At 65.1% G+C, this 17,709-nt stretch carries 16 protein-coding genes; 6 read left to right on the top strand and 10 right to left on the bottom strand.

Going from position 1 to position 17,709, the window contains the following annotated elements:
- Together AU175_RS22450 and AU175_RS14635 are read left to right on the top strand one after the other, a co-directional pair.
- Nucleotides 1–824: HNH endonuclease signature motif containing protein (locus AU175_RS22450; protein ID WP_156642422.1), on the top strand; the 824-nt coding region annotated here is incomplete at its 5' end.
- A 277-nt stretch (nucleotides 825–1,101) separates the two neighbouring features.
- Complete coding sequence (locus AU175_RS14635) at nucleotides 1,102–1,545, top strand: GNAT family N-acetyltransferase (RefSeq protein WP_231938583.1); 444 nt, start codon at nucleotides 1,102–1,104, stop codon at nucleotides 1,543–1,545.
- 181 nt (nucleotides 1,546–1,726) lie between these two features.
- On the opposite strand, the gene AU175_RS14630 is transcribed toward AU175_RS14635, so the two are convergent.
- The 3 genes from AU175_RS14630 to AU175_RS14620 form a co-directional block, all read right to left on the bottom strand.
- On the bottom strand, nucleotides 1,727–3,088 hold the full coding sequence (locus AU175_RS14630) for an extracellular solute-binding protein (protein ID WP_066290226.1): 1,362 nt from the start codon (nucleotides 3,086–3,088) through the stop codon (nucleotides 1,727–1,729).
- A gap of 355 nt (nucleotides 3,089–3,443) precedes the next feature.
- Nucleotides 3,444–4,385 carry a carbohydrate ABC transporter permease gene (locus AU175_RS14625; RefSeq protein ID WP_066290224.1) on the bottom strand — a complete coding sequence of 314 codons (942 nt, stop codon included), beginning with the start codon at nucleotides 4,383–4,385 and terminating at the stop codon, nucleotides 3,444–3,446.
- Nucleotides 4,375–5,319, bottom strand: a complete 945-nt coding sequence (locus AU175_RS14620) for a carbohydrate ABC transporter permease (RefSeq protein ID WP_066290222.1) — start codon at nucleotides 5,317–5,319, stop codon at nucleotides 4,375–4,377. The genes AU175_RS14625 and AU175_RS14620 overlap by 11 nt, the downstream gene beginning before the upstream one ends.
- Before the next feature lie 365 nt (nucleotides 5,320–5,684).
- Here AU175_RS14620 and AU175_RS14615 point away from each other — a divergent pair, with 365 nt between their 5' ends.
- From AU175_RS14615 to AU175_RS14600, 4 genes are read left to right on the top strand one after another with little or no spacing between them, the layout of a single operon-like run.
- Nucleotides 5,685–6,980, top strand: a complete 1,296-nt coding sequence (locus AU175_RS14615) for an ABC transporter substrate-binding protein (protein WP_066290221.1) — start codon at nucleotides 5,685–5,687, stop codon at nucleotides 6,978–6,980.
- A 47-nt stretch (nucleotides 6,981–7,027) separates the two neighbouring features.
- Nucleotides 7,028–8,197 carry an acetylxylan esterase gene (locus AU175_RS14610; RefSeq protein WP_066290220.1) on the top strand — a complete coding sequence of 390 codons (1,170 nt, stop codon included), beginning with the start codon at nucleotides 7,028–7,030 and terminating at the stop codon, nucleotides 8,195–8,197.
- A 16-nt stretch (nucleotides 8,198–8,213) separates the two neighbouring features.
- On the top strand, nucleotides 8,214–10,373 hold the full coding sequence (locus tag AU175_RS14605) for a DUF6807 family protein (RefSeq protein WP_082979172.1): 2,160 nt from the start codon (nucleotides 8,214–8,216) through the stop codon (nucleotides 10,371–10,373).
- Nucleotides 10,370–11,515 (top strand): M24 family metallopeptidase, encoded by a 1,146-nt coding sequence (locus AU175_RS14600; RefSeq protein ID WP_066290219.1) that lies wholly within the window; start codon nucleotides 10,370–10,372, stop codon nucleotides 11,513–11,515. The genes AU175_RS14605 and AU175_RS14600 overlap by 4 nt, the downstream gene beginning before the upstream one ends.
- Before the next feature lie 43 nt (nucleotides 11,516–11,558).
- Here the strand turns inward: AU175_RS14600 and AU175_RS22815 are convergent, their stop codons facing one another.
- The 7 genes from AU175_RS22815 to AU175_RS14570 all read right to left on the bottom strand — a co-directional run bounded on the left by AU175_RS22815 (nucleotide 11,559) and on the right by AU175_RS14570 (nucleotide 17,689).
- Nucleotides 11,559–12,011: an integrase core domain-containing protein gene (locus AU175_RS22815; RefSeq protein WP_197497115.1), complete on the bottom strand. Its 453-nt coding sequence runs from the start codon at nucleotides 12,009–12,011 to the stop codon at nucleotides 11,559–11,561.
- On the bottom strand, nucleotides 12,008–12,553 hold the full coding sequence (locus AU175_RS21815; protein WP_156642217.1) for a hypothetical protein: 546 nt from the start codon (nucleotides 12,551–12,553) through the stop codon (nucleotides 12,008–12,010). Before AU175_RS21815 ends, AU175_RS22815 begins: the two co-directional genes overlap by 4 nt.
- Nucleotides 12,554–12,597: 44 nt before the next feature.
- Nucleotides 12,598–13,032 (bottom strand): hypothetical protein, encoded by a 435-nt coding sequence (locus tag AU175_RS14590; protein WP_066290215.1) that lies wholly within the window; start codon nucleotides 13,030–13,032, stop codon nucleotides 12,598–12,600.
- 150 nt (nucleotides 13,033–13,182) lie between these two features.
- Entirely contained in the window at nucleotides 13,183–14,634 is a 1,452-nt protein-coding gene (locus AU175_RS14585) for an aldehyde dehydrogenase (NADP(+)) (RefSeq protein WP_066290212.1), read from the bottom strand.
- A 75-nt stretch (nucleotides 14,635–14,709) separates the two neighbouring features.
- A complete protein-coding gene (locus AU175_RS14580) occupies nucleotides 14,710–15,819 on the bottom strand; it encodes a mandelate racemase/muconate lactonizing enzyme family protein (RefSeq protein ID WP_066290208.1) in 1,110 nt (369 codons plus the stop codon).
- Complete coding sequence (locus tag AU175_RS14575; RefSeq protein WP_066290206.1) at nucleotides 15,819–16,724, bottom strand: 5-dehydro-4-deoxyglucarate dehydratase; 906 nt, start codon at nucleotides 16,722–16,724, stop codon at nucleotides 15,819–15,821. The genes AU175_RS14580 and AU175_RS14575 overlap by 1 nt, the downstream gene beginning before the upstream one ends.
- Nucleotides 16,721–17,689, bottom strand: a complete 969-nt coding sequence (locus tag AU175_RS14570; protein ID WP_066290203.1) for an NAD-dependent epimerase/dehydratase family protein — start codon at nucleotides 17,687–17,689, stop codon at nucleotides 16,721–16,723. The genes AU175_RS14575 and AU175_RS14570 overlap by 4 nt, the downstream gene beginning before the upstream one ends.
- Nucleotides 17,690–17,709 lie beyond the last annotated feature (20 nt).

Genomic DNA, 17,709 nt, shown 5'->3' with positions numbered 1-17,709 from the left:
CCAACACCAACGCCACCGGCACAGACCCGGACGTATGGCGCGACGGTGACATGGACCTGGACCGGCGCACCCGGTCCCAAAAACAACTCGACGGCATCATCGGCGCCGTCAAAGCCGCCCTCACCACCAACACCCTGCCCACCACCGGCGGCAACCGCCCCCAAATCATCGCCACCATCAACTACCAAGACCTCTTCCCCCACACCCACACCGCCACGGTCACAGCCAGCAACACTGGTTCAAACCCAACCCCAGACCCAAGCCCGGGTGCGGGCACGGTTTGCAGCACAGCCAACGACACATGCCCAGGCGCGGGTGCGGGCTATGGACCAGAAACCGGTACCGGCGCCCCGCCCACCGGCACAGGCACCACGGCCACCGGGACCGGGACGGGGAACTTCGTCTTCACCGGCCCCGTCGCCGCCACCACCCTGCGCAAAATCGCCTGCGACGCCGACATCATCCCCGCCCTCCTCGGCACCCACGGCGAAATCCTGGACCTCGGCCGCAAAACCCGGCTCTTCACCCCCGCCCAACGCACCGCCCTCACCGCCCGCGACCAAGGCTGCACCTTCCCCAACTGCACCATCCCCGCCCCCTGGTGCGAAGCCCACCACATCACCTACTGGTCCCACGACGGACCAACCACCACTGAAAACGGCGCACTCCTATGCACCCATCACCACCACCTCATCCACAAAGAACAATGGACCATCACCACCCAAAACGGCGTCCCCTGGTACACACCCCCACGCCACATCGACCCCACCCAAAAACCCCAACAAAACCACTACTTCAAACCCCCACCACCACCCCGCGAATAACCCACCAAAGAAAAAGGCGGCACCCCCCGACAGGAGTGAACGCCCAGAAACAACCGGCGTGCCGAGGCAGGGGTGACCGACGCGCGGAGGCAGGAAAGTGTGCCCCGGCCCTCGGGCGTGTGGAATCCAGCAAACGGTATACCTGAACCGGACAGGTCCGTGACCAGCGGAACAGGTAGGCGATACTGGACACGTGATCAGGACAGCGAGACCAGAGGACCTGGCGCACATTCGCGGGATCGAAGTCGCGGCCGGAGGACTCTTTCGCGGAATTGGTATGGACGCAATTGCAGACGACCCTCCACCGTCTGAGGATGAGTTGGCTGCTTATCAGCGCGAAGGCAGGGCGTGGGTGGCAACGGACTCCGCCGATGTCCCCATCGCGTACATCCTCGTCGACGTTATTGAGCACTGCGCCCATATAGAGCAGGTGACCGTCCACCCGCTGAACAGCCGCAAGGGCCTCGGCAGCGCGCTCATCGGCACAGTGGAACGGTGGGCCGATGAGGGCGGCCTCGAGTGTATGACGTTGACAACGTTCCGCGACGTTCCGTGGAATGCCCCCTACTATGAGCGCCTCGGCTTTGTCCAGGTGCCCGAACAGTCTTGGACCGACGGGCTGCGGCAGACCGTTCAAAAGGAAAATCAGCACGGGCTGAATGCTTGGCCGCGCGTCGTGATGAAGAAGGGGACCTACCGCCGCGGCCCCGGCACAGCATAGGTACAACACCCAGTTGTCCCAACCGAGAACTGAAACCAAACAGTGTTGAGAAACGGCAATTAAACAGCTCCGTCCCAGCGGGAACCAATGGTTCCTGCCGGGACGGAGCTGCCACCCGCCGTCGGACGTTCTGCGGAGGAGGCTTCCCCAGAACGTCCGGAGCAGTTTGGCGGTGTGAGGACTAACCGCTGATGGCTGACTTCATTTCGTCGTGGGCCTTCTTGCCTGCCTCATCAGTTGAGAGCCTCTCGAACAGGATCTCGGAGGTGTACCGCTTCACAATCTCCTGGATTGCTCCGGCGCCCTTCGGCGGCGGAGCCGGAGCCTCGCCGAGCTCGTCCTTGATCTGGTCGATGAACTTGACCACCTTGATGTCAGCAGGAGTCAGCTTGGATTCGATGGCAGCACGGACCTCGGAGTTGGGGTAGACGCCGCGGTCTGCAAGGAGTGCCTCGCCGGCCTTTTCGTTGTTGGCCAGGAAGTCAATGAACTTGGCAGTTTCTTCAGGGTGTTTGGTGCGTGAGGAAGCGGACCAGAACTGCGATGCCTTGTACCAGAGCTGAGTGTCGGCAGCTTTCCCGGTCTTGGACGGGAAGCGCAGGATCTGGAGCTCGCTGCCGGCCGCTTTCTCAAGTGCCGGAAGCTGGTTGGACCACCAGAAGGCGAGGCCGTTCTTACCCGTGGCCAAGCCGCTCTGGTCGAGCGGTGCAGCTTCAGCTTCCACAACTTCAGACGCCGACGGGACAGCCTTCTTCTCGCTCAGCTCCTTCAGGAATTCCCACCACTGCGCAATATCGGCCGGCTCGAAGCCCAGCTTGCCGTCGGAGGTGTAGAGCGACTTGCCGTTCTGCCGGAGCCAGACGCCCAGGGAGGCCTCGTCCGTGCCGTAGGCGGCGGAGCCGTACGTGCCCTTCGGGGACTTCTCGGTGAGCTCGGCGGAGATGCGGCCAAAGTCCTCCCAGGTCCAGGTCTTGTCATCCGGAAGCGCCACACCGGCAGCCTGGAACACAGCCGGGTTGGCCACGATCGTGGCTGCATTGATGCCGGCTGCTATGCCGGTCAGGCCGTCCTCGCTCTTGCCTGCGTTCAGCGCGGCTTCATCCAGCTTGGAAGTGTCGATCTCGTACTTCGAGAGGTCCAACAGGGCGCCGCGGCTGGAGTACTCGGTGATGTATTTCTCGTCCATCTGGATGATGTCCGGGGCATCGTTGGCGGCGACCTGGGTTGCCAGCTTGTCCCAGTAGCCGCTCCAGTCGCCGTACTCGGGCTTGATTTTGATGTTGGGGTTCTCGGCCTCGAAGGCTGCAATGGCGGCCTGGGTCAGCTGGGCCCGCTTGTCGCTGCCCCACCAGGAGAACCGGAGTTCAACGGTACCGTCGGCGCTCTGTGGTGTCGCTCCCCCGCCGCAGGCACTCAGGGCGAGAACAGCGGCGGCTGCAGCAGCAACGACACCAGTCTTTCGGAAACGGCGCCGTGCGCCGTGGGAAGGGGTCTCTGCCAAATGGTTACGGGCAGGAGACTCAGAGCGGGGAAAAAGCGGCACTGGATACTCCGATCTTCTTTGATCTTGCTGGGGATTCGAGAAACGAGGAAGCGTTTTCTTAAATCCCATACTACAAGTTAGAAACTTGTATTACAAGAGGTTTTTGGGATAGCTGTTTGTTGCCTCGCCCACCGCAAGGCCTGTCGACGTCGGGCGTCCCGTGAGCGTGTCGGCACGTTACTGCGGGACGTGCCGACGTCGGCCGTTCCGTAAGCGGACAGCCGGCGCCAGCCCGCCAGGTAGGCACAGGACGGCCGGCGCCAGCACGCCAGGTAGGCACAGGACGGCCGATGGCCCGTCCTGTGAGACGGGCCATCGGTTCGAGCAGGGGGCTCGGAGGGACTGCAGGTCAGGCTTATTTGATACCGGTGGTGGCGATGCCTTTGATGAGGAACCGCTGGCCAAAGAGGAAGACCAGGAAGACTGGGAGCAGGGACACGATGGACATTGCGAACAGAGATCCCCAGCTCGTGGCTGACTGCGAATCCACGAAGGCGCGCAGGGCCACGGGAACGGTGAACATGTCGGGGTCCGTGAGGTAGATCAGGGCGCCGAAGAAGTCGTTCCAGGTCCAGATGAACGTGAAGATGGTGGTGGTGGCCAGCGCCGGCACCATCAGGGGAAGGATGACGCGCAGGAAGATACGGGGGTGGCCCGCCCCGTCGATGCGTGCGGCTTCGTCCAGGTCCTTGGGGATGCCGCGGATGAACTGGACCATAAGGAAGACGAAGAACGCCTCCGTGGCGAGCAGTTTCGGGACGATGAGGGGCCAGAAAGTGTTGACCCAGCCAATCTGCGAGAACAGGATGTACTGCGGCACGATGATCACGTGGAACGGGAGCATGATGGTCAGCAGCATGATGCCGAAGAACAGCTTCTTGCCGGTGAACTGCAGCCGGGCAAAGGCGTAGGCGGCCATGGAGCAGGAGACCAGGTTGCCCAAAATCGAGCCCATCACCACAATGGCGGAATTGATCATGTAGTGCCCGAAGGGGTGGGTCAGAGCTGACCAGCCGTCGGTGTAGTTGCTCATTTCCAGGCTGTTGAGCCAGAGTCCGGGTTCGCGGAAAATCAGTTCGTTCGCACGCAGGGAGGACACGAGCATCCAAAGCAGCGGGTAGATCATCAGGCCGCCCGCAAGGATCAGGATGGCGTGCTTGCCCAGCGCCTTGTTCCGCTGTGACCGGCTGAAGGCCAGCGTCCCGCGGGACTCCCGGAGCTTGCGGTGGTTCTTAGGCTTGCCGGCGCCGGAAGTCTTCTTGTCCGGGGCGGGCAGCGTCTCCAGCTTAGTCGTCATAGAAAACCCAATACTTAGAAGCGATGAAGTTGATGGCGGTGAAAACACCGATGATGACCAGCAGGAACCAGGCCATGGCGGACGCATAGCCCATGTCGAACTGGCCGAATCCCTTTTGGTAGAGGTACAGCGTGAAGAACATCGTCGAGTCGGACGGGCCTCCGCTGCCGCCGGAGACGATGAACGCCTGGGTGAACGACTGGAAGGAACCGATGATCTGCAGCACCAGGTTGAAGAAGATGATCGGGCTTAGCATCGGCATGGTGATCTTCCAGAACTGCTGGAGTGCGGTGGCGCCGTCCACCTTCGCTGCCTCGTAATACATCACGGGAATCTGCCGCAGGCCCGCGAGGAAGATGATCATCGGGGCGCCGAACGTCCAGACATGGAGCAGGATGATGGAACTTAGCGCTGTGCTGGGATCCGAGATCCAGCCCGGACCCTGGACGCCGAACATCGCGAGGACCTGGTTGACCAGCCCCGTAGTGCCAAAAATCTGCTTCCAGAGGATGGCAACTGCCACCGACCCGCCCAGCAGGGACGGGAGGTAGAACACGGAGCGGTAGAAAGGCAGTCCGCGGAGCCCCTTGTCCAGGACCAGCGCAATCAGGAGCGCCACTGCCAGCTGAAGCGGAACGCCCACCAGGACGTAGGTGAAGGTCACGCCGAGCGAGTTGTGCAGCCTGGCGTCCGAGAACATCCGGGTGAAGTTGTCCAGGCCCACCCATTCGGGCGGCTGCAGCAGGTTGTAGTCCGTAAAGGACAGGTAGAGGGACATCAGCATGGGACCGATGGTGATGGCTACAAGGCCCACCAGCCACGGAAGCAGGAAGATATAGGCGGCCTTATTGTCCCGGCCGTTGGCCTTCTTCTCCTCCGCGGTGGCTTTGCCCTTCCGCCGGGAAATTGTGCTGAGTTCGCTGATGGCGCTCATTGCGGCGACTCCATTTCACGCATCAGGCGCGCCGGCGCCGGCAGGAATGCCGGCCGGGGCGTCCTGGGGATATGTTTAGTGGCCATGTGGTCTCCTTTGGTCATCGTGGCCCTCCACGTCTGGTGATCGCTGGGGCGATCCGGATACGTCCCGGCTCCGGTGGCGGACTCCTGACGCCGGCTACAGGTTTTGTTGCTGTTGTCTGCGGTCCGGGCCTGCCGCCGCCGTGCGGGACGAAAGAAAGCGGCTCCGTACCAAAGTAAACGGTTTCTTGACTCCTGTATAGCCCTTTGCTAGTTTTTGAGAAAGCGTTTTCTGTAACTCGGATCACTCTACCCATACTTCAACACATGAGGGGCACAACAATGCGGTTTGGTCTCAATAAGTCTTCACTTCGTATCGCCGGCGCAACGGCGGCACTGGCACTGGTTCTCACCGGCTGCGGCGGCTCCACCGAAACGGGAAAGGTGGGGACCGTCGAGGACCCCGTCACCCTCCGTTTCGCCTGGTGGGGAAACGACTCCCGCGCCAAAACCACCCTCGAAGTCATCAAGGATTTCGAAGCCGCCAACCCCACTATCAAGGTCCAGGGCGAAAACACTGAGTTCAGCTCCTACTGGGACAAGATGGCCACCCAGATCGCCGGCGGCACTACACCGGACGTCTTCGCCATGAGCGGCTCGTACCCCAGCGAATACTCCAGCCGCGGCGTGCTGCTGGACCTGGACAAGGTCAAGGAGCAACTGGACACCTCCAAGTTCGCCGAGGGGACAGTGGACCTGGGCAAGATCGACGGTACGCAGTACACCATTACGGCCGGCGTGAACTCGATGTCCATGGTCATCGATCCCGTGGTCTTCGAAAAAGCCGGCGTGGCACTCCCGGACGACGAGACCTGGACCTGGGATGACTATGCGGACATCGCCGCGGAGATCACCAAGAAGTCCCCGCAGGGAACCTTCGGCACCACGCCCATGGCCAATGACTCCTTCCTGGCTGTCTGGGCCCGCCAGAACGGCGAAGACCTGTACACCGAAGACGGCAAGAAGATGGGCATCAGCGAAGACACCCTGACCCGTTGGTTTGAAATGAACAAGAAGCTGATGGAAACCGGCGGAGCGCCGTCGGCATCGCAGACGGTGGAAGACGGCTCCGCGCAGCCGGAGCTGACGCTGATGGGCCAGGGCAAGCAGGCCATGAAAATCTCCTGGAGCAACCAGATGACCTCCTACTCCGGCTCTCCCCTGGTCATGATGAAGATGCCGGGTGAAAGCAAGGAGCCGGGTGCCTGGCTGCGTTCGTCCATGGAGTACGCCATCTCCTCCAAGTCGGCCCACCCCAAGGAAGCCGCCCTGTTCATCAACTACCTCGTGAACAACATGGACGCGGCCAAGAAGATCAAGAGTGACCGCGGCATGCCTGCCAACACCGAACTGAAGGCCGGAATCACCCCGCTCCTGAAGGACTCCCAGCAGAAGGAAGCGGCCTACCTGGACCGTATCGCGGAGATGAACATCGAGGCACCCAAGCCGTTCCCTGCCGGGTCATCGGCCACCATGGAGGTCCTGAACCGTAACAACACGGATGTACTCTTCGGAAAGATCTCCCCCCGCGACGCCGCGAAGGGCATGATTGCCGAGGTCAACCAGAACCTGGGCTGACCGGCACCGCCGCCCACCATCCGCCATCCCAAACAGCAGGCAGGCCAGTGAGTACACCCGAGGACCCCACGCGGCCCAGCGCAATTGCCGGCTACGAGGACTGGCCCGCCTACGTGCGGAACCAGCCCCGCTACCAGGCAGCCGCCCCGGCAGCACAAGGGCTCGCGGACGCCTTGGGCGTCCCGGAACCCCGTCCCCCGGCGGACGTCACGGTCCATTGGGAAGGAACGTACGACGGCGTCACCACCTGCCAGCTCAGCTGGCAGGTGGGCTTCGGCCCCCGTACTACGGGCTGGCTGATGCGGCCGGGCGGGCCTTCCGGGGCCCTGCCGGGTGTACTCGCCCTGCACTGCCACGGCGGTAACAAATTCGGTGGAGCCGACCGGCTCGTGGAGCTCCCGCAGTCCCACCCGTCCGCTGCGGCGGCGAGGGCCGGCCATTACGACGGCCGGGCCCTCGCCACCGAGGTGGCCAGGGCGGGCTTTGCCGTTCTGGCCCATGACACGTTTGCCTGGGGAAGCCGCAGGTTTGATCTCTCCGTGCCCCCTTGGAGGACTGCCGCCGCGCTGGAGGCGCGGAAGGCTCAATGGCGGGAGGACGGCGTCGTACTAACTGAAGCGGAGCTGTACAACGCAGCCGCTGGCTTCCACGAGGACACCGTGGCCAAGGCTGCGGGCCTCCTGGGCACCAGCCTTGCCGGGACGGTGGCCCATGACGATCTTGCCGCGCTGGAGATCCTGGCCTCGCTGCCGGGGGTCGATCCGGACCGGCTGGGATGCCTGGGCTTTTCGGGCGGCGGCGGCAGGGCAGTGGCGCTGGCGGCGCTGAGCCCGCGGATCCGGAACTACGTGGTGACATGCATGATGGCCACGTTCGGGTCCCTCTTCCCCGCTTACCTGGATGCCCATTCCTGGCTGCTGCAGACGCCCGGGCTCTGGAAACTGGGCGACTGGCCGGAACTAACGGCGAGGTCGGGCGCAGACGGATTCCTGGTGCAGTATGCCTTGGCTGACCCGCTCTTTCCCGAGGACGGCATGCGCGAGGCCCACCGGGTCCTCGAGTCGCTCCACCCCAATGGCTCCTACACCGGCAATTTCTGGCCGGGCGGGCACGTCTTCACCGCAGAGATGCAGAATGAAGCCATCAGCTACTTATCCGGGAGGCTGGGCGCCGGAAGGCCCACGACCCAGCACCATTCGACCGTTTCCACCCCATAGGCACCGAGGACCATTGATGACCCAGCAATCCGCCTTCGCGGCACCAGGCAGCACCGCACCGCACTCCGCCGAGGGGCCCGGTTCGGCGGCCGCTCCGGCCGCCCGTCCGCGGATAGCCCTGGTGGGCGTCCACGGCTTCGGCGAGCGGCACCTGGCCAACCTGGCCCGCCTTGAGGCTTCCGGCGCCGTCGAACTGGTGGCCGTGGCCGATCCCAATCCGCCCCAGGACGGCAAACTGGCCGGTGCGGTGGCGGTATTCGCCACGCTGGACCAGCTGCTGGCGGCGGGGCCCGCCCCGGACGTGGTTATCCTGGCGACCCCCATCCAAACGCACGCACCCCTCGCACTGTCAGCGCTGGCCGCGGGATGCGACGTGTATGTGGAAAAGCCCCCGGTGGCGTCCATGGCGCAGTTCCAGGAGGTCGCCGCCGCGGCTGAAGCCTCTGGGAAACTCGTGCAGGTGGGATTCCAGAGCATCGGGTCCCTGGCCCTGCCCGCCATCCGCAGGTCCATCGAGTCCGGCGAAATCGGGGAGGTGTTGGGCTTGAGCGCCCAGGGCATGTGGCTGCGGACCAAGGGCTACTTCAAACGGTCCCGCTGGGCGGGCAAACGCAGCCTCGAAGGCACCGACGTTGTGGACGGCGTGGCCACGAACGCCCTGGCTCACGCCGTAGCCACCGGACTGCACATGGCCGGCGCACACACCGTGGCCGACGTCGCGTCCGTGGAGACCGACCTTTACCGGGCCAACAACACGCAAAGCGACGATACGTCCGTGATCCGGGTCAAAACAGCCGCCGGGCAGACCCTGCTGTGCGGCCTGACGCTGTGCGCTCCGGAGCAGCAGAACCCCTCCGTGACGGTTCACGGCACGAACGGCGAGATCACCTTCTTCTACACGGAAGACCAGGTAGTCACCACAACCGCGGCCGGCGAGCGCCGCGAGACCTTCGGGCGGACTGACCTGCTGGAAAACCTGCTCGCCGCAAGAAACGCCGGCGCACCCCTGCTGTGCGGCTTGGCGGACACTGGCGCGTTCACCTCCGTACTGGAAGCGATCCGCACAGCACCGGACCCGCAGGAAATCGGCGCCGAACACATCACGTGGGAGGGCGAAGGCGACGACGCCCATCCCGTGGTCCACGGCATTCCGAAGCTCATCGAACGTGCGGCCAAGGCGCAGGCCACCTTCGCCGAGCTGGGGGTGCCCTGGGCCCGCAGCCTGCCGCCGGTGCGCACCCTCGAGCTGGCCGGACACACCGTGGCGGACTACCAGGACGGCAGCCGCATCCGCACAGTGTCCTCGCCCCGCCCGTACCTGCACCCTGTGCGCACCCTCGCCGGGACAGTCGTCACTGACCACCAGCCGCTGGACCATGTGTGGCACCTGGGCGTGGGCGTGGCCTTGCAGGATGTTGACGGCGTTAGCTTCTGGGGCGGCCGCACCTACACCCGGGCCGCCGGCGAATACGTCTGGCGCCCGGACCACGGCACCATCGTCCGGACGGAACAGCGGTCCCCGGCCGGGCAGTCCCCGGGGGCCAACCGGCTGGCCGAGAGCCTGTCCTGGAACGGGCCCGACGGCGCCCCCCTCCTGACCGAACAGCGCACCTGGACGTGGGCCGCGGCCGGTTCCTCCGCCTGGCGCCTCACCCTTGACTTTGCGCTCTCCCCTGCCGGGGATCACCCCGTCAGCCTGGGCAGCCCCGGCTCCAACGGCCGCCACCAGGGCGGCTACGGCGGCTTCTTCTGGCGCCTTCCGGAGTGTTCCGGGGCAACGGTGTGGACGCCCGGTGCAACCGGAGAGACGAACACCGGCGAGGCAGCCGTGCACGGAAGCGTCACCCCGTGGCTCGCCTGGTCCGGCAATTTCAGTACTGAAAAGTCCGACGACGGTGCAGATGCCAGCACGGATGCCAGTGGTCCAGGCCACGGCAGCGCATCCTCCGGCGGACCCGCCACGCTGGTGTTTGTGGCCTCGGAGGGCTCCACGGACCCGTGGTTCGTCCGCGTGGACGGATACCCCGGCGTTGGCCAGTCGCTGGCCTGGGACGCCCCCGTGATTGCCGAACCCGGCGCCCCGGTCCGCCGCAGCGTCAGCATCTATATAGCCGACGGAATTTTGGGCACTGAAGACGTTGAGACATTAATCAGGACACAGGGGGACAATTCATGAGCCAGACCACCGCCACACCCGCTCCGCTCCATAGGCCGTCCACCGGACTACGGACACCACCGGCCTCCACAGCCGACCGCGAGATCAAGCGGCGCCGGGTCCTGGACATCCTCGACTCCAAGGGGCAGGACTCACTGCTGCTGGCCAGCCACACTGCGCTCACCTGGTACCTGGACGGCAGCCGCGTCCACATCAGCCTGGCAGGCGATCCCATCGCTGCGGTGCTGGTGGACCGGGAAGGCGACCACCTGGTCACGTTCAACAACGAAGCCGGGCGCATGGCGGCCGAGGAGCTCCCTTCCGGCGTTACCCTCCACACCGTGCCTTGGTACGGGAACCTGCACGAGGCCGCTGCCGCCGTCGGACGTTCTTCCGGCGGGCACCGTGGACCGGCAACCCCGCTTGAGGAGGCCGCGGTGGCCACCGAGCTGAGGGCTGCCCGGCAGCAGCTGCTTCCCGGCGAAAGCGCCCGCTACGCCCGCCTCAGTGCGGAACTGGCCGGCATCATGACCGATGTGCTGTCAGCCGCCCGGCCGGACACCACTGAGTTCGGACTTGTGTCATCCCTCGCCGGCCGTGTCGTGGCCGCGGGCGCGGAACCCTTGGTGCTGCTGTGCAACGGCAGCTCCCGCAGCGATTTCCGCCATCCCCTGGCAACGCACGCGCCCCTGGGCCGCCGCGCCATGGCGGTGGTGTGCGCGCGGCGGGACGGCCTGGTTGCCAATATCACCCGCTGGGTAAGGTTCGACGCCGGCACCTCCGAGGAGCTCGACGCCGAGGCCCGGATCGCGGCAGTTGAGGCGGACATCTTCGACGCCACGGTGCCTGGTGCCCGGCTGCACCGCATTTTCGGCGAGATCAAAGCGGCCTACGTCCGCCACGGCTTCGGAACGGAGCAGTGGGAGCTGCACCACCAGGGCGGACCGGCGGGCTATGCCGGACGGGATCCGCGCGTCACAGCGTCCGCCACCGACACCGTGGTGCTCAACCAGCCGTTCACCTGGAACCCTTCCGGACCCGGGGTGAAGATCGAGGACACTGTGCAGCTCACCGACTCCGGGGTGAAGGTCCTGACCGTGGACGACCGTTGGCCCGCCACCACCGTCAACGGCCTCAAGCGCCCCCTCACGCTGCAGCTCTAGCCAACGCTCTCTCAGATCCTGCAGCAAAACGCCAAACGCTCTCTCAGATCCTGCAGCAACGAAGGTTGTCAAGCTGTGTGGAGTCATTGGGTTTGCTGTGTGGGTGTTTTTGTTGCCGGGAGGTTGATTCCTGTGTGGCTGGCGGGGGCTGGTGTGATGGGGCGCTGGTGGAATCGTTCGGGGTTTTTGTCGTAGTAGCGCTGGAGTGCGTGGTCGCGTTTTTGCCAGGTTTCTTTCCAGGAGCCTCGTGGACTTCGGCGGGCGAGAAAAGTGCAATGCCTGAGTGTTTGTGTTGGGTGTTGTACCAGGGCACGTAGTCGGCGAGGTAGGCCCGGGCGGTCTCGAGTTCTTTGAAAACGCGGGGGTAGCCTGGCCTGTACTTCATGGTCCGGAACCCGGACTCTGAGAAGGGGTTGTCGTTCGAGACGTAGGGCCGGTTGTGGGAGAGTTCGATACCGTGGCTGGTGAGAGTGTCGCGGAGCAGGTTTGATCTCATCGCCGGCCCGGAGTCGGCGTGGACGATGCGCGGGGCGCCGTGCCGGGCGATAGCGGTTCGAACATCTCCACCGCGAGGTGGTCGGCTTCTCGGTCTTCGACCCGCCAGGCAACCATATGGCGGGAGTAGATATCAAGGACTGAGTAGGCTTTGAACGGCTTTCCCCGCCAGGGTGAATACAGATCGGTGATGTCCCAGGACCAGACCTGGCCCGGTCCGGTCGCCATCACAACCGGTTTCTCCCGTGGGGGCCGGTTGTTCCGGCTCCTGGTAGGGATCGTGGGGCGCAGCATCTGGTCCTCGATCTGGGCCGCGACCCGCCACCAGGTCCGGCGGGAAGCGAGGACCACCCCCTTGTCCCACGCGGCCGCGTAGGAATGGTCAACCGAGACCTGGTTGGCCCAGCCGTCCAGAATGTATTCGCAGATCCGGTCGCGATCCCCGGTGCTGATCCGCGATTCATAGGCCCGCTCAGACTGGGCGAGCGGGTCCTGCACGCGTTCGCGGGGGTTCTGCCGGTAGTGCCAGGTCGAGCGCGACACGCCGGCGCACTCGAGGGCTTGCCGCTGCGAGCCGGTGAGCTTTGTCAGCTCCCGGACGAGGAGGTTCTCGGCTTCGATGAACCTTTCGGATCTTTCGTCCGGGCCGTATCGGGCTCTGGCACGTTCAACTCGTGCAAGAGCCCGATAGCTTTTCCCAGAGCAGTATTCGTGCCTTCAAGTTCACGGATACGGCCCTTGAGCTGTTCGACTTCGGACTGGTGTTCAGCGATCTCCTTGGCGCGCGCTTTCTCAAACGCGGACCACTCGCCATTCGTACGGGCCATACCCCCATGCTCTCGTGGAATCAGATTCCGGTCGAGATCACCCTCTTGCACCATCTTCCGCCACCGCCGGAACGTCCATTCAGTCACTGGCTGAGAGGCAAGCCATTCCTTCCTCGTCCCATACGGCTGCACGTAATACTCATGTACCAATTCCCGAATCTCATCGCGGCTAATACCTCGCGGACCAACAGTCATGGCTGCTCCTGTTCCCTTCAATCACTGACTGACTCACAACCAGCCTGACGTAGAGGGCAAAACGCCAAACGCTCTCCCAGTTGTAGCCGTAGTCCCGGCGACAACTGAGAGAGCGTTTCGATTTAAGCGACGTTATGTGAGAGAGCGTTGCTACGGGAGGCGGAGCTCCCCGTCGACGCGGCGCGGGATGCCCAGCGGGTTGCTTTCGCGCAGTGCCGGGTGCAGGACGGATTCAGGAGCGTCCTGGTAGGCGACGGGGCGCTGGAAGCGGCGGACCGCCGTCGCGCCTACCGAGGTGAACAGGGACGTGGTGGCGGGGTACGGCCCTCCATGCTGCTGTGCCCAGTTGACTGCGACACCGGTGGGCCAGCCATCGAACAGGACCCGTCCGGCCAGTTCGGACAGCTGCTCCACAAGGCCTCCAACTTCCTCGCCCGGCTGGGCGTGGACCGTGGCGGTCAGGCTCCCGGGAACCTTCGCGAGGACGGCGGAGAGCTCTTCCTGGTCCTTGTATTCGATCAGCAGCGTGGTGGGCCCGAAGCATTCCTCCAGCAGCTCGTCCGGGCGCTCCAGGACGTTGGCTGCGGACGTGGAAAACACCACGGGAGCGGCGCCGTCGCGGGTGGCGTCCTGATCCGCCGTACCGCTGACGATCTGCACGTCAGGCAGCGAAGCCACGCTGCGAAGACCATCCGGGTAGGCGTCGGAGATCCGGGTGGTGAGCATGGCCGACGTCGGCTTGTCCTTGCTGGCCTCGGCCAGCTCCGTCGCAAATTCGGTGCCCGCCGGGATAAAGACCAGGCCCGGCTTGGTGCAGAACTGGCCGGCACCCATGGTGAACGAAGCGGCCAGTCCTGCCGCAAGCTGGCCTGACCGTTCGGCCAGCGCAGCCGCGGTGACAACCACCGGGTTCAGGCTGCCCAGCTCACCGTAGAACGGAATGGGGTCGGGGCGGGAGACCGCGAGGTCAAACAGCGCCCGGCCACCAGGGATGGATCCGGTGAAGCCAACGGCTTTGATGGCTGGATCCTGGACCAGCGCGGTGCCCACCTCGCGGCCGCTTACGAGGGCGAAGAGTCCGTCCGGGGCTCCGGCCGAACGCAGGGCCTCCGTGACCACTTCTGCTGTCCGTTCGGACAGTTTCAGGTGGCCCGAGTGGGCCTTCACGATCACCGAAGAGCCGACGGCCAGGGCGGAAGCGGTGTCGCCGCCTGCTACGGAAAAAGCGAACGGGAAGTTGGAGGCGGAGAAAACAGCCACCGGTCCGATGGGCCGCAGGATCCGGCGCAGGTCAGGCTTGGGCGGGGTGGCCGACGGGTCAGCGTGGTCAATGACTGCTTCCAAATAGGAGCCTTCGGTGATCACACGGGCGAAAAGCCGCAGCTGCCCGGACGTGCGGGCCACTTCGCCGGTCAGCCGGACCGTGCCAAGGCTCGTCTCGGAATCGGCGATCTCCACGAGTTCGGCCACGTTGTCGTCCAAGGCATCGGCGACGGCGTTGAGCCAGCCTGCCCGCTCGACGTCCGACGCTGCGGCCGCGATGGAGGCAGCCCGGGTTGCGGCGGCTGTAAGTTCTGAAAGTGAAAGGGTTGCAGTGGTCACTCGGGGTTCCTTGTCGTCGTGTCTGCGGCTATGGGGTCTGCGTCTGCAAAATGTGCGTGCATCAGGCGGCATTCATCAGGCTGGGGCGTGGTCCGTGAAGCGGAAACCCAGTCCGGGCTGGTCCGTGAGGGTCAGCCGGCTGTTGCTGAAGCGGACCGGCGCGGGTCCGGCCAAGATGCCCAGCTGCTCGAAGGACGCATCTTCCACGTCCTCCACCAGGGTGGGCTCCGCCAGCGTGAGGGCCAGCTGCCCGGAAAGCTCCGGCAGCAGGTGGGGCATCACGCGGATGCTGTTGGTCCTGGCCAGCTCCACGATGCGCCGGAACGGCGTGATGCCACCCACCCGGATGATGTTGGGCTGGATGATGTCCACCGCTTCGGCATCAATGAAATCTCGGAAGCGGTAGATGGTGTGGAGGTTTTCGCCCAGGGCGATGGGCACCGGCGAGTGCTTCCGCAGCCTGCGGTAGGCCCAAAGGTCGTCCGCGCGGATGGGCTCTTCGAGCCATTCCAGCCCGTACTCTGCGAGCACTTCCAAGGCCTTGAACGTGGTGGGCAGGTCCCAGCGCTGGTTCGCATCGATCATGAGCTTGCGGTCCGGGCCGAGGACGGACCGGACAGCCGCCACGCGCTCGGCGTCCTCGCGGATGTCGGGCTTGCCCACCTTGATTTTGACCGCCCGGTGGCCCGCAGCCACCCAGCGTTCGGCCTGGGCCACCAGCTCGTCCAGCGTGTAGTGCAGGTTCACGCCGGAACCGTACACCTCCGCGGACTCCTGCCGCTGGCCCAGCAGCCCGGTGACGGACGTCTGCGCGCGGCGGGCCAGGAGGTCCCAGAGGGCAAGGTCCACGCCCGCCATGGCGATGGTGGTCAGTCCCCCGCCGCCGGCCTCGTGCAGCCGCTTCCACAACGCGTCCCACACCGTCTCGGGGTTGGCGGGCAGCCCAGTGACGAAAGGTGCGATGTCGTAGTCCAGGAGGGCCTTCACAGCCTGCGGACCGATGGTGGGCGTCCACGAAAAACCGTGCCCCGCGCCGCCGTCGTCCGTCTGGATCTCCGTAACGATCACATGGTTTTCCGGGGCTTCCACTCCCCAGCCGCGGCGCAGCGGGACGGTCAGGAGCCGGGTGGACAGACCGGTAATGAGCGGTGCGGTACGGACGGCTTCGGCGGCGGGCGCGCTCATCAGCGGCCGGCCAGCTCGTAGCCCTTGGCCAGGATGGACTTCAGCTGGACCAGCTGGTCCTCGGTGGGGTCCACCAGCGGTGGGCGGACACCCCCAACAGCGAGTCCGCCAAGCCGCAGGCCGGCTTTGATGAGGGAGACGCCGAAGCCGGGAGTCTGGTCACGGAGCCGCACCAGCGGAGCGTAGAAGCCCTCCAGCAGGGCGTTGCGGCGCTCCTCGTCACCGGACATGTAGGCGTCGTAGTACGCCTTGGCGATCTCCGGTGCCATGGCGAACGCCGCCGAGGAGTAGAGCGGAATTCCCAGGCCACGGTAGGCACCCTGGGTCAGTTCGGCGGTCAGGAGGCCGTTGAACAATGCGAAGTCTTGGCGTCCCGTCGCACGGACCGCGGAAACGATCTCCTGGGCCAGGCCCACATCCCCCAGCCCGTCCTTGAAGCCGATCACCTTGGGGTTGGCGGCGAGGCGGACCATGGAGGCGGCCGTGAATTTGGCGTTGCCGCGGTGGTAGACGATCACCGGCAGGCTGCTGGCGTCCGCCACGGCCTCAATGTAGGCCACCAGGCCGTCGGTGGGTCCGGTGACCAGGTACGGCGGCAGCACCAGGAGTGCGTCGGCGCCGGCCTCCTCGGCCACCCGTGCGGCATCCAGGGCGTGGCCCAGCGGCCCGCCGGCTCCGGCGACTACCGGCACCTTACCGGCCACAACCTCGACGGCGGCGGTTACTACGGTGCGCACCTCATCGATGCCCAGGGCGTGGAACTCGCCGGTGCCGCAGGCGGGAAACACACCGCCGGGACCGAATGCCAGCCGCGAGCCGATGTGCTCCTTGAGGAGCTTCACATCAACAGTGCCTTCCGGCGTGAAGGGGGTGACGGGGAAAAACAAAACGCCGTCGAATTTCATGGTGTCTCCTTGGTTCCGGCTCCGGCTGTGACCAGCGAGGCGGAGGTCTCGTCGTTGAGGGTGGCTTTTGTCTTCAGTTCGGTTCGCCAGCTGCGCTTGGGTTCCCAGCCCAGCAGGTCGCGGGCTTTGGCGATGGAGAAGGCGGGACTGGTGCCGGTCAGGCAGGCGGCCAGGGTTTCGCTCCCCGGCAGGAAGCGGGGCATCAGCTCGGCCAGGGGTGCGGTGGCCAGGGCGTCAGCGGCGCCGACGAAGAACGTTTCCCCGTTGGGGATGGAGTCCATTTTCTGCAGGAGCACGTCCAGGAATTCGGCTACGTCGCGGGCGTCCACATAGTTGAACAGTGCCGGCGCTGACAGGGCGGGGTCGGCCAGCCGTTCGGCCACAGTGTGGCCCTGCTGTGTGGGCGCGCCTTCCCATTCCTCCGGAGAGATGACGTAGCACGGCCGGAAGGCCGCGTAACGGATTTTCTGCCCCTGCGCCGCGGCAAACATCTCCACTGTCTGCTCGGCGATCAGCTTGGACAGAGCGTAGGCATTCCACGGCTTTGGCGTGGTGCGCTCGTCCAGCGGGAAGCTGGCCGGCAGCCATCCCGCCGGGCAGCCGTAGCCCAGTGCAGTGGGGCTGCTGGCAGTCACGATCTTGCCAACTCCCATTTCCGTGGCGGCGCTGATTACGGCGTAGGCCAGCCGGGTGTTGGTGGCGAAGATGACCTCTTCCGGGGCGCTGAACGGTACGGCGATGGCCGCAAGGTGGATGACGGCGTCGGGCCTGGTTTCCTTCAGAAGGCGCAATGCCTCACCCGGGGCCAGGAGGTCGCCGGTTTCCTGCACCACGCCGGCCGGCAGCTGGTCCGCCGGGATGGCGTCGCGGTCCACCGAGACGACCTCGTGTCCCGCCTGGGCCAGCCCGGCCACCACACTGCGTCCCAGCCGGCCGGAGCCGCCGGTGACAAAGATCCTGCTCATGATTATTCCTTCAGGATTTC

Origin of the sequence: Arthrobacter sp. B6 (assembly GCF_001663775.1) — a bacterium.
In the GTDB taxonomy this organism is placed as follows: domain Bacteria; phylum Actinomycetota; class Actinomycetes; order Actinomycetales; family Micrococcaceae; genus Arthrobacter.
The sequence above is the reverse complement of the archived record's forward strand: the minus strand, read 5'-3'. Positions and strand labels throughout refer to the sequence as shown.

Coding starts and splice junctions, on each gene's coding strand:
- AU175_RS14590 (WP_066290215.1), bottom strand. CDS start 13,032: ATGACTGTTGGTCCGCGAGGTATTAGCCGCGATGAGATTCGGGAATTG.
- AU175_RS14615 (WP_066290221.1), top strand. CDS start 5,685: ATGCGGTTTGGTCTCAATAAGTCTTCACTTCGTATCGCCGGCGCAACG.
- AU175_RS14635 (WP_231938583.1), top strand. CDS start 1,102: ATGGACGCAATTGCAGACGACCCTCCACCGTCTGAGGATGAGTTGGCT.
- AU175_RS14580 (WP_066290208.1), bottom strand. CDS start 15,819: ATGAGCGCGCCCGCCGCCGAAGCCGTCCGTACCGCACCGCTCATTACC.
- AU175_RS22815 (WP_197497115.1), bottom strand. CDS start 12,011: ATGAGATCAAACCTGCTCCGCGACACTCTCACCAGCCACGGTATCGAA.
- AU175_RS14575 (WP_066290206.1), bottom strand. CDS start 16,724: ATGAAATTCGACGGCGTTTTGTTTTTCCCCGTCACCCCCTTCACGCCG.
- AU175_RS14625 (WP_066290224.1), bottom strand. CDS start 4,385: ATGACGACTAAGCTGGAGACGCTGCCCGCCCCGGACAAGAAGACTTCC.
- AU175_RS14600 (WP_066290219.1), top strand. CDS start 10,370: ATGAGCCAGACCACCGCCACACCCGCTCCGCTCCATAGGCCGTCCACC.
- AU175_RS14605 (WP_082979172.1), top strand. CDS start 8,214: ATGACCCAGCAATCCGCCTTCGCGGCACCAGGCAGCACCGCACCGCAC.
- AU175_RS14620 (WP_066290222.1), bottom strand. CDS start 5,319: ATGAGCGCCATCAGCGAACTCAGCACAATTTCCCGGCGGAAGGGCAAA.
- AU175_RS14570 (WP_066290203.1), bottom strand. CDS start 17,689: ATGAGCAGGATCTTTGTCACCGGCGGCTCCGGCCGGCTGGGACGCAGT.